General features: G+C 45.9%; 12 protein-coding genes. 3 read left to right on the top strand and 9 right to left on the bottom strand.

Going from position 1 to position 14,637, the window contains the following annotated elements; translation table 11 throughout:
• Position 1: 1 nt before the first annotated feature.
• From ACRRSX_RS00725 to dmeF, 6 genes are all read right to left on the bottom strand, one after another.
• Complete coding sequence (locus ACRRSX_RS00725) at positions 2 to 1,942, bottom strand: MacB family efflux pump subunit (RefSeq protein ID WP_432455118.1); 1,941 nt, start codon at positions 1,940 to 1,942, stop codon at positions 2 to 4.
• Between the two features lie 2 nt (positions 1,943 to 1,944).
• On the bottom strand, positions 1,945 to 3,126 hold the full coding sequence (locus tag ACRRSX_RS00720) for an efflux RND transporter periplasmic adaptor subunit (protein WP_432455119.1): 1,182 nt from the start codon (positions 3,124 to 3,126) through the stop codon (positions 1,945 to 1,947).
• A gap of 293 nt (positions 3,127 to 3,419) precedes the next feature.
• Positions 3,420 to 5,162, bottom strand: a complete 1,743-nt coding sequence (locus tag ACRRSX_RS00715; protein ID WP_432455120.1) for a methyl-accepting chemotaxis protein — start codon at positions 5,160 to 5,162, stop codon at positions 3,420 to 3,422.
• Positions 5,163 to 5,583: 421 nt separating this feature from the next.
• A complete protein-coding gene (locus ACRRSX_RS00710; RefSeq protein ID WP_432455121.1) occupies positions 5,584 to 7,332 on the bottom strand; it encodes a methyl-accepting chemotaxis protein in 1,749 nt (582 codons plus the stop codon).
• Positions 7,333 to 7,769: 437 nt separating this feature from the next.
• On the bottom strand, positions 7,770 to 8,186 hold the full coding sequence (locus tag ACRRSX_RS00705; RefSeq protein ID WP_432455122.1) for a MarR family winged helix-turn-helix transcriptional regulator: 417 nt from the start codon (positions 8,184 to 8,186) through the stop codon (positions 7,770 to 7,772).
• A gap of 1 nt (position 8,187) precedes the next feature.
• A complete protein-coding gene (dmeF, locus tag ACRRSX_RS00700; RefSeq protein WP_432455123.1) occupies positions 8,188 to 9,159 on the bottom strand; it encodes a CDF family Co(II)/Ni(II) efflux transporter DmeF in 972 nt (323 codons plus the stop codon).
• Between the two features lie 205 nt (positions 9,160 to 9,364).
• Between dmeF and ACRRSX_RS00695 the strand changes: the two genes are divergently transcribed.
• On the top strand, positions 9,365 to 9,838 hold the full coding sequence (locus ACRRSX_RS00695) for an NYN domain-containing protein (RefSeq protein WP_432455124.1): 474 nt from the start codon (positions 9,365 to 9,367) through the stop codon (positions 9,836 to 9,838).
• Between the two features lie 280 nt (positions 9,839 to 10,118).
• A complete protein-coding gene (dbpA, locus tag ACRRSX_RS00690) occupies positions 10,119 to 11,507 on the top strand; it encodes an ATP-dependent RNA helicase DbpA (protein WP_432455125.1) in 1,389 nt (462 codons plus the stop codon).
• A gap of 74 nt (positions 11,508 to 11,581) precedes the next feature.
• Here the strand turns inward: dbpA and ACRRSX_RS00685 are convergent, their stop codons facing one another.
• Together ACRRSX_RS00685 and ACRRSX_RS00680 are read right to left on the bottom strand one after the other, a co-directional pair.
• Positions 11,582 to 12,181: a glutathione S-transferase N-terminal domain-containing protein gene (locus tag ACRRSX_RS00685; protein ID WP_432455126.1), complete on the bottom strand. Its 600-nt coding sequence runs from the start codon at positions 12,179 to 12,181 to the stop codon at positions 11,582 to 11,584.
• Position 12,182: 1 nt separating this feature from the next.
• The gene (locus ACRRSX_RS00680; protein ID WP_432455127.1) at positions 12,183 to 13,073 is read right to left on the bottom strand and encodes a DMT family transporter; all 891 of its coding nucleotides are present in this window, start codon (positions 13,071 to 13,073) and stop codon (positions 12,183 to 12,185) included.
• A gap of 565 nt (positions 13,074 to 13,638) precedes the next feature.
• Between ACRRSX_RS00680 and ACRRSX_RS00675 the strand changes: the two genes are divergently transcribed.
• Entirely contained in the window at positions 13,639 to 13,839 is a 201-nt protein-coding gene (locus ACRRSX_RS00675) for a cold-shock protein (protein WP_137672498.1), read from the top strand.
• Positions 13,840 to 13,940: 101 nt separating this feature from the next.
• Here ACRRSX_RS00675 and ACRRSX_RS00670 read toward each other — a convergent pair whose 3' ends face one another.
• The gene (locus ACRRSX_RS00670; RefSeq protein ID WP_432455128.1) at positions 13,941 to 14,633 is read right to left on the bottom strand and encodes an aspartate/glutamate racemase family protein; all 693 of its coding nucleotides are present in this window, start codon (positions 14,631 to 14,633) and stop codon (positions 13,941 to 13,943) included.
• Positions 14,634 to 14,637 lie beyond the last annotated feature (4 nt).

The raw sequence follows: 14,637 nt of genomic DNA, 5'->3' as shown, positions 1-14,637 counted from the left end.
GCTACTCCCTTGCCAGTGCATCAACGGGATCAAGTTTGGCGGCATTGCGGGCGGGTAAAAAGCCAAATAAAATACCTATTAAGGTGGAACAAGCGAAGGCTGCCACAATCGAGCTGGTTGAATATATCATCTGAAAACTACCGCCAGTAGACGCAAAAACAAACCCAATCAGATATGCTAGGCCGATACCAATCGCCCCACCGCACAAACAAACCAACACTGCTTCAATCAAGAACTGACGTAAAATATCGTTTTGACGCGCACCAACCGCCATCCGCACGCCAATTTCTTTGGTTCGTTCGGTCACCGATACCAACATAATATTCATCACACCAATGCCACCAACCACTAAAGAAATCACCGCAATAGCAGAAATTAATAGGGTCATGGTAGCGGTGGTCTTCTCGATATTTTGTCGGATGGTATCGGTATTAATGGTAAAAAAGTCTTGCTTACCGTGACGCATTTTAAGCAAGCTAATAATCCCTTGCTCGGCAGCATTACTGGGGGCAGACTGATCGATGCGCACCGTAATGCTATTGAGGTAACGCTGGCCAATCATCCGCCCTGCAACCGTGGTATAAGGTAACCATACTTTTAGCGAATCGCTATTGCCAAACGCACTGGTTTTGGGCTGAGTGACGCCGATAATGCGGATCGGTAAACTGCCCAGAAACATCACTTGACCCAGCGGGGACTGGTCAGGAAACAACGACTTAAGGGTATTGCTATCGATGACCGCTTGTTGCGCTAAGGAATCGACACTGGCTTGATCCCAAAATTGACCCTGCGCGAGTTGATAACCCTTTACTCGAAAATACTCCGGTCCCACACCTTCCACGCTACCTGTTACCGCTTGATTCTCAAAACGAATGGTAACATTGGTACTTAAAGAAGGCGTCACGCTATCGACGAAAGATAGCTGTTTTAGCGCATCGGCATCGGCTGCGGTTAAGCTACGAACCCGACCCGAACGTCGGTCGCCAAAACCGCTACCCGGTCGAATATCAATGGTATTGGTACCCATCGAAGCGATATTTTTTAAGATGGCTTGTTGTGAACCAGCACCCAAGGCAACCACCGATACCACCGAAGCAATCCCAATAATAATACCTAACATGGTTAAAAAAGTGCGTAAGCGATGACTCGACATCGCTAAAAGGGCCATCTTCAAGGCCTCTAAGTAGCGGTCCCAAGCAAACCACCCGGGCTTGTTCGTTGACATCACTTTAGCCAGTGTCGCTGTCGAACCAGCGCTACTGCGGCGATCACTGAGAATTTCACCGTCCTTGATTTCAATAATACGATCAGCAAATTGTGCCACGTGCATATCATGAGTCACTAAAATAATAGTATGACCATCGTGATGTAACTCGCGTAACAGCGCCATCATCTCTTCGCCACTTTGGCTATCTAGTGCGCCAGTGGGTTCATCCGCAAGGATCACATCACCACCATTCATCAACGCGCGCGCAACACTCACGCGCTGTTGTTGGCCACCGCTGAGTTGGCTCGGCTTATGGTCGAAACGGTCAGCCAGACCTAAACGGCTCAGTAAATCCTGTGCCCGTGCTTTACGCTCGACCTTATTCTTACCCGCATATATCGCCGGCACTTCAACGTTGGCCACCGCACTTAAATCGCTCAGTAAGTGGTAACGCTGAAAAATAAACCCAAAGTGCTCACGTCGCAGGGCGGCTAACTGATCTACATCCATGGTTGAAGTATCCTGACCTTGGATTAAATAACGTCCCTGAGTCGGCTTATCTAAGCAACCTAGAATATTCATCAAGGTGGATTTCCCCGAGCCCGAGGCTCCCACAATTGCGACCATTTCCCCTTTTTGGATCGATAAACTCACTTGCTTGAGAACCGTCAGCTGCTGCTCTCCAGCACTAAAAGAACGCGAAATGTTGGAGACTTCTAGTAAGGCTTCACTCATGACTAAAAACCCATTGGCGAACGACGGCGATTACCTGCGGCGTTACTCTCACCAGGAGCCCCCACAACCACTAACTCACCTTCATTTAAACCCGTAAGTATTTGGGCATGGATCTTATTGTTAATGCCCACTTGCACATCTCGATACTCCAGCTGCTGGTTCACCAACACCGGCACTTGATAGCGGCCTTTAGAACCCGGCTTTCTCTGTAGCACTTGAGCGGGAACCAGTAAGGTGTCTTGCGCCTTATCCAACACAATCGACACTTGAGCGGTCATGCCAATTCGTAAGGTATGACCGGGATTTTCCACTTCAAAGAAACCGTTGTAATAAATCGCTTCATTGTCACTGACACTCAGATCGCTATCATCACCATCCATTAAGGTAGGTCCAGGCTCGATGGCCTGTAATTGCGCACGATAGGGGTGTTTGGCTTGACCCAAAATGGTGAAATAAACGTCTTGGCCAGGATGCACATGAATCACATCCGCTTCCGAAATTTGCGCCTTCACGATCATGGTGTCGAGTTGTGCCAATTCGATGATGGTTGGAGTGCTTTGATTCGCATTTACGGTTTGCCCCTCTTCTACTGAGGTGTATACCACCGTACCAGCCATGGGTGCAGCAATCGTGGTATAACCTAAATCAACCTTGGCGCTATCCACGGTAATCGCAGCTTGTTGCTGCTCGGCTTTTAATTGCTCCAGATCAGCCTGATAGATGGCAAGATTTGCCTCTGCGACTTCATAATCCGCACGTGAGCTGGCATTATCGGCCTGCATTCGTTGTTGCCTTTGATACTCAAGTGAGGCCTGATGAATTTGCGCCTGCTTAGCACGATACTGCGCGTTAATACTGGCTAATGACGCTTGCGCTTGCTTCAAGGCATTTTGCTGACTCAGGCTATCAATTTGAGCAATCAATTGGCCCAGTGTAACTTCATCGCCAAGCCCAACAGCTAAGTGTTTGATTTGCCCGGATTCTTGCGCCCCAACATTGACTAGCTTGGCAGGGTGCAACATGCCGTTTGCCAATACGGTATTTTCAATATCACCGCGTTGTACAGCTTCAGTCACATAAGCTGGTTCGGCTTCAGGGCGAGAGCTGTAATAGAGCGATCCAACTGCTGCTACGAACAAAAACAGCACTAAAACCATCGATAAACGTTTCGCAAATTTTTTCATACTATTCAGACATCAAAGTTAAAGCTAAAAAATTTAGCCTGATAATTCAGCAGGTTATTTAGTATAACGATTTCATTTAAAAGAGGCAGTCTTACAAGTGTAAAGAAGCGTAAAGGTATCGCTGACAATAGCCGCCAGCGGCTAAAGATGATGCAATAGAAAATTGAACTTCGTCCGTTTAAACGCGAGGTAGTAATGGCGCGACCTAAACAGTATAACGAACCGATACACTGAACTTCGACGCCACTACGTCAGGATGCTTCGCGAAAGCACACCGCTCCTAGTATGTAACCTTAACTGAGCTTAAATTGGCCCACCTGTGCTTCTAAGGCATGGTTGTAATCCGATAAGCCATTGGTACTGATAAGGCTCTCCTCTCCTCGTTCCCGCAGCGAATGCACCACGTCGCCAATGGCAATCATATTGCGATTAATCTCCTCTGCCACCAAGCTTTGTTCTTCCACCGACGTCGCGATTTGAGTCGCCAAATCATTAATCTCTAACACCGCATTTGCCATCACATCCAATGAGCCCATCACCTGTGAAGTATTCTCGGCACTACTTTGACAACTGCGTTTTGTCGCTTCCATGCTATGCACGATATTTTGATTTCCACTACGCAAGGTCGCTAACATCGCATCAATTTGTTCGGTACTGTCGCGAGTTCGACCCGCCAATGCTCTCACTTCATCAGCTACCACCGCAAAACCACGTCCTTGCTCTCCTGCTCGGGCTGCTTCTATCGCCGCGTTTAATGCTAATAAGTTAGTTTGTGCTGCAATATCTCCTATCACCTTCAGCACTTCGCCAATCATTTGAGTATCTTCGGTGGTCTTTTGTACCGACTCCGACATCCCATCAACTTCCGTCACCAATTGATTCACACTTTCAACGGCTAACTGAACCACCTCTCGAGAGCGTTGTGCCTCTTCACTCGCTTGCTGAGTCAGCGAAGCCGTATCTGCAGCACTTTGCGCCACCGATTCCGAGGTCGAACTCATTTCAGTGACTGCTGTCACCACCTGTTCCGTCTCTTGGGTATGTTGATTTAACAACTCTTGGTTCGCGTTAACCCGCTCCGAGAGCTTGCTCACTTCTCCCGCTATTTTTTGCCCCGCTCCCGCAACTTCCAACATCATCGCTTGCAACTTCATGATGAAATGATTGATGTCTTCTGCTATTTGACCCAATTCATCGTGGCTTTCCACCTGTAAACGCCGTGATAAATCGCCATCACCTTGGGCCAAGTCGTGTACCAATTGACGTAAGGAATTAATCGGTTTAAAAGCTAGTCGTAAGGCAAAAATACTCAGGGCCACAATAAATAACGAAGCAAATAGCAAACTCAAGGTAATCGCATTGTTCAACCGGTTGGTATTGGCTTGAATAAACGCCGGGTCAATAAAACCCGTTAACTGCCACTGCTTACCATTCACGCTGATGGGCATCGGGATGGCTTCTAAATCGGCATTCTGTTGTTGCGGTTTATCGCTGTATAATTGCTCGCCATTGTCATCAACCAGTTCCATATAGCTACCGTCGATGGAAGAGTCCTGCAACAGGGCTACCAGATAACTTAAATCCAGATAGAAAAACTCACCATCCTTAGGGCTAATAATTTCCAACAAAGGACGCTGTTCTTCAAATATCACCTTGATTGCAATATCTTGCCCTTTGGCCGCTTGCCATTTATCGAAATACTGTTTGAGTGCATCCCCCTCTAGCATCTCTTCGTTAGTCGCACCAATTTGTGATGAGACCATTTTCAGCACTCGATAAAAACCGCTTTGTTCAGGTGCTGTTTTTACACTCAACAAGCCAACATCAATATTTTTAGCCAGCAGGATCTTGGCGTTAATATCTGAAGCTATCTTGTCTTGTACTAAGCGAAGATGAACCCGAATGTTAGTGCTATCTGAGCGATAAATATATTGGCTGATGTAGTGATTCACGCTGACATAAGAGGTAAGCAAAGTCACCGCTATAATCGCAACAAATAATGCTATCAATTTGCCCTTAAATGAAAAACCTTTCAAAGCTTTTACTCCATAAATACAAGGGCCCTGCGTTTAAGGGCAAACTGCTAGTCTATATATCAAAAAAATCTATTTCTTTGAGTCGATCGGCAGATTTACAATTTTTACGATAAAATACAGATAGTTAATGGTCATACCAGTGTGCAACACCCTTGACCTTTCCGAGACTATTTGGCAAACGTTATGGGTAAGTCAATGGGGGGGGATATACAAAAATGAGAAATTTGGCCGATGCCCATGCCATACATCCGCGCTGCTGGTAGACATTTAACGGCTGATAAACAGGCACACGCCAATCAATCGACACCAACGACATGCTCTGAAAAGAGATAACATAGCTAAGGGGAAGTTCGTCGAAAATAGAACCAGTCATAGGCTATTTTCGACGAATGTAGCGAAATAAACGTTCTTAAACGCAGAATTAACTGAGCTTAAATTGGCCCACCTGTTCCTCTAAAGAGTGGTTAAAATCAGATAAGCTATTGGTATTTGCGAGGCTTTCGTCGCCACGCTCTCGGAGCACATGCACCACGTCACCAATGGCAATCATATTACGATTAATCTCCTCTGCCACCAAGCTTTGTTCTTCCACCGACGTCGCGATTTGAGTCGCCAAATCATTAATCTCTAACACCGCATTTGCCATCACATCCAATGAGCCCATCACCTGTGAAGTATTCTCGGCACTACTTTGACAACTGCGTTTTGTCGCTTCCATGCTATGCACGATATTTTGATTTCCACTACGCAAGGTCGCTAACATCGCATCAATTTGTTCGGTACTGTCGCGAGTTCGACCCGCCAATGCTCTCACTTCATCAGCTACCACCGCAAAACCACGTCCTTGCTCTCCTGCTCGGGCTGCTTCTATCGCCGCGTTTAATGCTAATAAGTTAGTTTGTGCTGCAATATCTCCTATCACCTTCAGCACTTCGCCAATCATTTGAGTATCTTCGGTGGTCTTTTGTACCGACTCCGACATCCCATCAACTTCCGTCACCAATTGATTCACACTTTCAACGGCTAACTGAACCACCTCTCGAGAGCGTTGTGCCTCTTCACTCGCTTGCTGAGTCAGCGAAGCCGTATCTGCAGCACTTTGCGCCACCGATTCCGAGGTCGAACTCATTTCAGTGACTGCTGTCACCACCTGTTCCGTCTCTTGGGTATGTTGATTTAACAACTCTTGGTTCGCGTTAACCCGCTCCGAGAGCTTGCTCACTTCTCCCGCTATTTTTTGCCCCGCTCCCGCAACTTCCAACATCATCGCTTGCAACTTCATGATGAAATGATTGATGTCTTCTGCTATTTGACCCAATTCATCGTGGCTTTCCACCTGTAAACGCCGTGATAAATCGCCATCACCTTGGGCCAAGTCGTGTACCAATTGACGTAAGGAATTAATCGGTTTAAAAGCTAGTCGTAAGGCAAAAATACTCAGGGCCACAATAAATAACGAAGCAAATAGCAAACTCAAGGTAATCGCATTGTTCAACCGGTTGGTATTGGCTTGAATAAACGCCGGGTCAATAAAACCCGTTAACTGCCACTGCTTACCATTCACGCTGATGGGCATCGGGATGGCTTCTAAATCGGCATTCTGTTGTTGCGGTTTATCGCTGTATAATTGCTCGCCATTGTCATCAACCAGTTCCATATAGCTACCGTCGATGGAAGAGTCCTGCAACAGGGCTACCAGATAACTTAAATCCAGATAGAAAAACTCACCATCCTTAGGGCTAATAATTTCCAACAAAGGACGCTGTTCTTCAAATATCACCTTGATTGCAATATCTTGCCCTTTGGCCGCTTGCCATTGGTCCACATACGGGCGCAGTTGTTCATCTTCTTCCAACATCTCTTCGTTAGACACCCCCATGTCTTCCGAAATTAGCTTCACAATCCGATAAAAGCCGCTTTGCTCATGAATTTGTTTAACATTCACCAGGCCAACATCAATATTTTTAGCCAGCAGGATCTTGGCGTTAATATCTGAAGCTATCTTGTCTTGTACTAAGCGAAGATGAACCCGAATGTTAGTGCTATCTGAGCGATAAATATATTGGCTGATGTAGTGATTCACGCTGACATAAGAAGTAAGCAAAGTCACCGCTATAATCGCAACAAACAAAGCAATCAACTTCCCTTTAAATGAAAACGTTTTCAACATAGTAACTCCATTAACTTACCTCGCGAGAGGCTGCTGAATAATTTTAGATATCTTCAAGCCAGCGCAGCATTGAATGCCTTTGCCATAACTCAGTAAAACGCCAGAACTTCATGTCAAGCAAGCCTAGCGCAGCACAAACCGATTTAGTTATAGAACTAAGTATAATCTCAAATTCCAAATAGTCAGTTTTATAGCCATAAAGAAGGCAGTTACAACAACGACTACCTTATTGATATTTATATAGGAAAATAATAATGAAAGATAAGAATTGCACTCTAAGGGGATTGACAAGGCAAGTGCAAGCGAAAGTTCATGAATACGCAAACTAGCTCTCAACTCATCACAAACGGCTTGCAAATATGAGAGAGCCTTGTTATTTCGACCTGATTTTAGTGAAGCGGTGAAGCGCTCAATTGAAACAAAACCACTCACCAGACTTAAAATTCACGATTCATTTTTTGCATGCTATCGATTAAGACTTCTAGCTGTGGCGCGTCGATATGACGAGTTAAATCCGTGACTAATTCAAGATGGCGTTGGTTATGATACTGATGGACCTGCAAACCCTGTTCGGATAAAGCCACCACAATAGCCCGCCGGTCATCTTGTTGTGCGCGTCGCTCGATTAAACCAGCGGTTACTAATTTATCTACCTGCACCGTCAGCGTCCCCGTGGTAATGGCCAATTTCTCAGCCAATTCTTTCATCCGCATGGCCCCATGATTACCCAGCACCTCGATAGTATGCACCTGAGCCAAGGAGTAAGCACTCTCTTTAACCACCGACAATTCCCAAGAAGAAAACTTGTCGTAAAACTCGGTCAATAAATGATTAAGGGTGGTTAGGGATTGCATGTCACGCTCCATGGCTCACTTCAATAGTTAGATGATGGATCTTATCAAATTGGGCTAAGCGCTGCTTGTATTCACTTAAAGGCCGTGGCGATGGGCTAATAATTGAAATCGCTGCACAATAATGATCGGCACTCACTCGCCAAATATGAATATCGCTGACCTTGTCCCCTCCTAGCTCCAAACAAGCAAGAACTTTTTGCTGATAGACTTGTGCAATATTCGCATCCAGTAAAATTGGACTGGTTTGCTTAATCAAACCCCAAGACCATTTACTGATCACCAAAGCGCCCACCACACCAATCACCGGATCGAGCCAAGTCCAGCCAAGATATTTACCAATAAATAACGCAGCAATAGCCAACACCGAAGTAAGGGCATCCGCCAGAACGTGCATATAAGCGGCTTTTAAATTGTGGTCCTGCGGATGAGAACCTTGACGGTCGTGGTCGTGGTCGTGGTCGTGGTCGTGGTCGTGGTCGTGGTCGTGGTCGTGGTCGTGGTCGTGACCATGATGATGCCCTTCTTGTAATAACAACATACTTGCAAGATTAACCAACAAGCCAAGCAGTGCCACACCAATAGCTTCGTTAAACTGAATCGAAAGCGGGTTAAACAAGCGTTCTATCGATTCTACTGCCATTAACAACGCCACCATCCCTAAGGCGATAGCGCTACTATAACCGCCTAATACACTCACCTTACCGGTCCCAAAGGAAAAATCCGGATTATTCGCATGAGTACGCGCATAACGGTAAGCAAACAGCGTAATCATAAAGGCGGCTGCGTGGGTACCCATATGCCAACCATCAGCCAACAAGGCCATCGAGCCAAATAGGCTTCCAGCGGTAATTTCTAACAACATGGTCACCACGGTGAGAGCTAACACATAACGCGTCCGACTCTCACCTTGAGGACTATGACTAACAAAGGCCCGACAACGACGTTGAGTAGCAGGATCAGACTGATGCAACATTTTGTTTCAACTCCAAATTATTTGAAATGAATAATATTTGATAATCAAACTATTTGTCAATCTAAATACTTTAATATTCAAGTCTTACCGAACAACCCACAAAACGACTGCTCGATCTCAATGCCAATCTCGCCAGTAGGCTTTCGATTGCATCCGACTCAACCAGCCGCTAGTCTAGAGTGCTTGCTATTTGATTGGATTATTTGTGAAAAAAATCGCCCTGTTCGCCGATGTACAGAACATCTATTACACTTGTCGCGAGGCTTATAGTCGGCAATTTAACTATCGTCGGCTTTGGCAACAACTGCAACATCAAGGGGATATCGTCAACGCCTATGCCTATGCCATCGATCGCGGAGATAACCAACAACAAAAGTTTCAAGAAGCGCTAAAACACATCGGTTTTGAGGTCAAACTCAAACCATTTATTCAGCGCCGCGATGGCAGTGCCAAAGGCGATTGGGATGTGGGTATTACCATCGATGTGCTCGAAGCCGCACGCCATGTAGATATGGTGGTGCTGTTGTCTGGAGACGGCGATTTTGCGATTTTACTAGATAAGCTCTCGGATGATTATGCCGTTGAAACCCTGGTATATGGGGTTCCCAGCCTTACCGCACACGCGTTAATCAACTCGGCCAGCGCTTATCAAGCCATCGATCAAGATCTGTTGATCTAACACGTCAAGCAAACCCAGCGGCAAAAACACAAATGCCGCTTGGCTAAGCAAAGTTTGCTTTGTATCGGCAATAATCTGAGCATAATAAGCAATAGTCGGCATCTTTGCTGCTCGCTTATATACTTGATTACTAAGATTATTGGCAATAACGGTTCTCACTAGCGGGCAAAAAATTGCTATTTTTTACCCAATTGTGCGCGGTTTTCAGCTATCATCGCGCCCCCGATGCAATTGCTGCTGCGGTCGACACTTTATTTTCACCCTCGAAGAGGACGCCATTGTGAGCCAAACTGATTTTTCTACCCTTGCCCTGCACCCCGATTTATTAACAAATCTGGAAACCCTGGGTTATTGCTCGATGACGCCAATTCAGGCGCAAAGTCTCCCCCCAATCTTGGCCGGCAAAGATGTGATTGCTCAAGGGAAAACTGGCTCGGGAAAAACTGCTGCCTTTGGTTTAGGCTTGCTCAATGCGTTGGAAGTGAAACGTTTTCGAATTCAAACGCTGGTGCTATGTCCAACTCGAGAGTTAGCCGACCAAGTTGCCAAAGAAATTCGTAAATTAGCTCGCAGTATCCATAACATTAAGGTACTCACGCTGTGTGGAGGCATGCCCTTTGGCCCACAAATTGGCTCCTTAGAACATGGGGCACATATTGTCGTTGGCACCCCCGGTCGTATTGAAGAACATCTCAGCAAAGGCACTTTACGCTTAGACCACGTCAAAAATTTGATCTTAGATGAAGCCGATCGAATGTTAGAAATGGGCTTCCAATCCGCGATCGACGCGATCATTGATTTGGCACCTAGTGAACGTCAAACACTATTATTTAGTGCTACATTTCCAGAACAAATCGAGAGTATTTCGAAACACATTATGCGTGAGCCGGTTCGCATTGAAGTCGCCAGTACCCACGATGACAGCTCAATATCTCAACATTTTTTCAAGGTCGATGACAACCAACAAAGAATGCTTGCCCTGCGTTTACTGTTGTTACAACATCGCCCTAAATCAAGTGTAGTATTCTGTAATACCAAACGGGAAACTCAGGAAGTCGCCGACGAATTACGACAGTTAGGCTTTAATGCCTTAGCATTACATGGCGATTTAGAACAACGCGATCGTGACCAAACACTGGTGCAATTTTCCAATCATAGTGCTTCCATCTTGGTCGCCACCGACGTCGCGGCCCGTGGTTTAGATATTGACGCCTTAGATGCCGTAATTAACTACCAGATTGCCCGTGACGTAGAAATCCATGTGCATCGCATAGGCCGTACTGGCCGAGCAGGTAGTAAAGGGATTGCCTGTTCATTTTATAGCGATAATGAGCATTACAAAGTTGCCTTATTAGAAGACTATTTAGCACGCCCAATCGTCGATGAAGATTTACCGCCAATGACTTTGTTGAATAAGACGCCCCCCCCACCAACCATGGCCACCCTACAAATTGATGGCGGCAAGAAACAAAAGGTTAGAGCAGGGGATATCCTAGGCGCTCTCACCGGAGAAGATGGTATCGCAGGAGCGCAAGTGGGCAAAATAAACCTATTCGATAACCGCGCCTATGTTGCTGTAGAGCGGGAAGTTTTAAAACGCGCACGCAAAAAGTTAGAGCACGGAAAAATGAAAGGTCGCTCGTTTCGGGTTCGCCATTTACCCTGCTAAAAGCTGCTGAAGCCAAGTGTACCGCTACAGTACACCTGGCTCATTTTAAGCCAGATCTCAAGCCGCCGCGCCCGTTACCAACGCTGAGCGTCGGCCAGCGCATCCTTAAATAGCCGCCACCCAAGTAAGTACTGTTGATAAGCACCCGCAGCACCCTCAAAATCAATCCCGTAATGGTGTAAACGCTGGGCCATAACCGCATAAAACGCATCCACCGCCCCTGGCTCCCCAAAAGCAAAAGCGGCTCCAAACTGTTGCCAAATCGCTTGCAAGCGCGCCAATTCTTCAGTCAAACCACTACCATCGGGTTGAGTGCTCAGCGGAGCAAACTCAAAGGGAAGCTGAGTCCTGATCCGGCTAAAGCCCGAATGCAGCTCGGCTAACAAGCTACGACAATAGGCGCGTTGCCTCGGATCGACTGGGAATAACTTCCCAGCCGAACATTCATTCAGGTATTCGACAATGGCCAGCGAATCATGAATAGCTAAATTGGATAATTGCAGCACTGGTACCAAGCCGTTCGCTGAATACTTCGCCAAAACCTCTCGGTAACCCACTTCGCCCAAGGCGATTACCTTTAGATCGAACTCAAATTCAATCAGTTGCAAACACAAATAAGCACGAATAGACCAAGTCGAGCCACGTCCCACCACCAAATTTAGAGAACGAGTCATTTTATTTCCTTATTAAAAGAGACCGTTGCCGCCCCGCGAGAATAGTCAGTAAAATACCACCCAACACCAAACTTGCCGATAGTACAAAGCTTGGATCCAAAGACTCATTGGCAAATACCCAACCACCACCCGCGGCAATAATCGGGACCAGTAACTGCACGACTGCGGCTTGGCTTGCCGATAAGCCCGCTAAGGCAATATACCAAATCCAATAGCCTAAACCAGAAGCAATCGCACCGGATAACAAGGCCAATAATAGCGCTTCGCTACTGATGATTTTAATTGAGCTCAAGTAAGGGATGAGCAGTAACAAAAAAGGCAGGCTACGCAAAAAATTAAATGTGGTATCCACTCGAGGACGAACAGAATCTCGGCCTTTAAGGCTATATAAACCCCATGCAATCCCAGCGACGGCCATTAAACTAAAACCTAATGGCGAAATCTGCAGACGCTCATTGGAAGGGATCAATAACCATACCAAGCCACTAAAGGCCAAAATAATTCCCAATAACTCCGCCAAATGCAAACGCGCACCTTTGAGTACCGCCATCCCAAGCATGCTCAATTGCACCGCAGCAAATAGGATTAAGGCACCAATACCTGTATCGAGGTAAAGATAAGCAAAAGAAAAACAACTCGCATAAATGAATAACAAACCACCCGAGTACCAACTTCCGCGCACCCCCCCAGTATTTTTTCTAGACTGCATGCCCAGCAATAGACTCAGCATCAATGCGCCAGCAAATAAGCGCACACTAGTAAAGGCTGCAGCATTCATCTGCTGTTCAGCTAAGGCCAAGCGGCATAAGACTGAATTACCCGCAAAAGCAATCAAAGCGATGATGGTGGCCACACTAGTTTGCCAACGGGAGGACCATTTAAACACAGGCATACTCTCAATCAAACGGGATATGAGTCAGCATACTGGAGTTCGACTCGTGGATAAATCTTCACCTCTGTTCTATCTCAGAAGTCATCATCAGACAAGCTCACTAAAGCGCCTTAGCTCGAACAAAAAATACATCCAAATAACACCAGCCGTAAATGATCACTATCCATATCAATCATGGCGGATCGCCCTCAAGCAACGTCACCAGAGAATGAAACCTTAAAACTGTAAACAATCAGTGCCATAAATGAAATTTTAATGACAAGATTGGCACAATAAGCGAGCTACAGCCAAGCAGTACGCGGTTCCAGGCGAGATAATCCAGTAATATTGCTTATAAACTACTCGAAACAGATCGAGAAGATCACACATTCACCTTTACATTGCCCCAATATAAGTTACACTTCTGCTCGCTGGTAAAGGTTACAGCGGATATTTATGCCCCATACAATTGCATGATTTTCGGATCATTACTTGTTTGTTCGTCAGTAATTTCTGCATCTTTCGGCACCCTATAATTTGCCCGCTTTTGGCGTAAATTTTATTTATTATATTTTGGAGATTACTCATGGCTACAGGTCGCGTAAAATGGTTCGATGAGCAAAAAGGTTTTGGTTTCATTGAGCGTCCAGACGGAAAAGACGTATTCGTTCACTTCCGTGCAATTAAAAGCGACGGTTACAAAACCTTAGCTGAAGGTCAAGAAGTTCAGTTTGAAGTTGAAGAAGGTCCAAAAGGTCCTCAAGCTGCAAACGTAACTGTTGCCTAAGCTGCTTTTAAGGCATTAGTATCCAATTAGTCTACGATTAATTAGACACTAGCTTTAAGCTAATAAAACGGTCCTTTGGGGCCGTTTTTGTTTTTCTGCCTTTATTCTTCTAAGGCAAATTCTACCGCAGCTGCAACGTGCAAAGCCGTTGTATCATATAGTTTGATCGCAGTGTCTTGCTGTTTCACTAACAAACCAATCTCGGTACAACCGAGGATAATCGCTTCGGCCCCTCGAGCATGCAGCGCTTCAATTTGCTGCAAATAAATCGCTCTAGAAGCTGCCGAAATCATGCCCTGACATAATTCCTGATAAATGATATCGTGAACCAGTGCCATGCCATGCTCATCGGGAACCAATACCTCAAGCTGATGCTCCCGCAGACGACCAGCATAAAAATCCTGCTCCATGGTAAAGCGGGTTCCTAATAAACCTACGCGACGGATCTGGTCTTTGCGCAAACATTGGGCAGTCGCATCGGCAATATGCAGTAATGGAATATCGAGCGCATTCACCACCTGAGGCGCTAACTTATGCATGGTATTCGTAGCAATCAGCAAAAAATCTGCACCTGACGCTTGCACCGCCAAAGCCCCCGCGACCATTTTATCGGCCAAAGCGTCCCAATCACCACGATGTTGCAAAACTTCTATTTCAGCAAAATCGACACTGACTAAATTAATTTTGGCCGAATGTAAGCCGCCCATAGCCTGTTTAATGCCTTGATTGAGTAACTGATAATAACTCAAACTAGACTCCCAACTCATTCCCCCTAAAATGCCAATTGTTTTCATGATG

Origin of the sequence: Agarivorans sp. QJM3NY_30 (assembly GCF_050870855.2) — a bacterium.
Classification (GTDB): Bacteria; Pseudomonadota; Gammaproteobacteria; order Enterobacterales; family Celerinatantimonadaceae; genus Agarivorans.
Note: the sequence above shows the minus strand (reverse complement) of the source record. Positions and strands in the feature narration are given on the sequence as shown.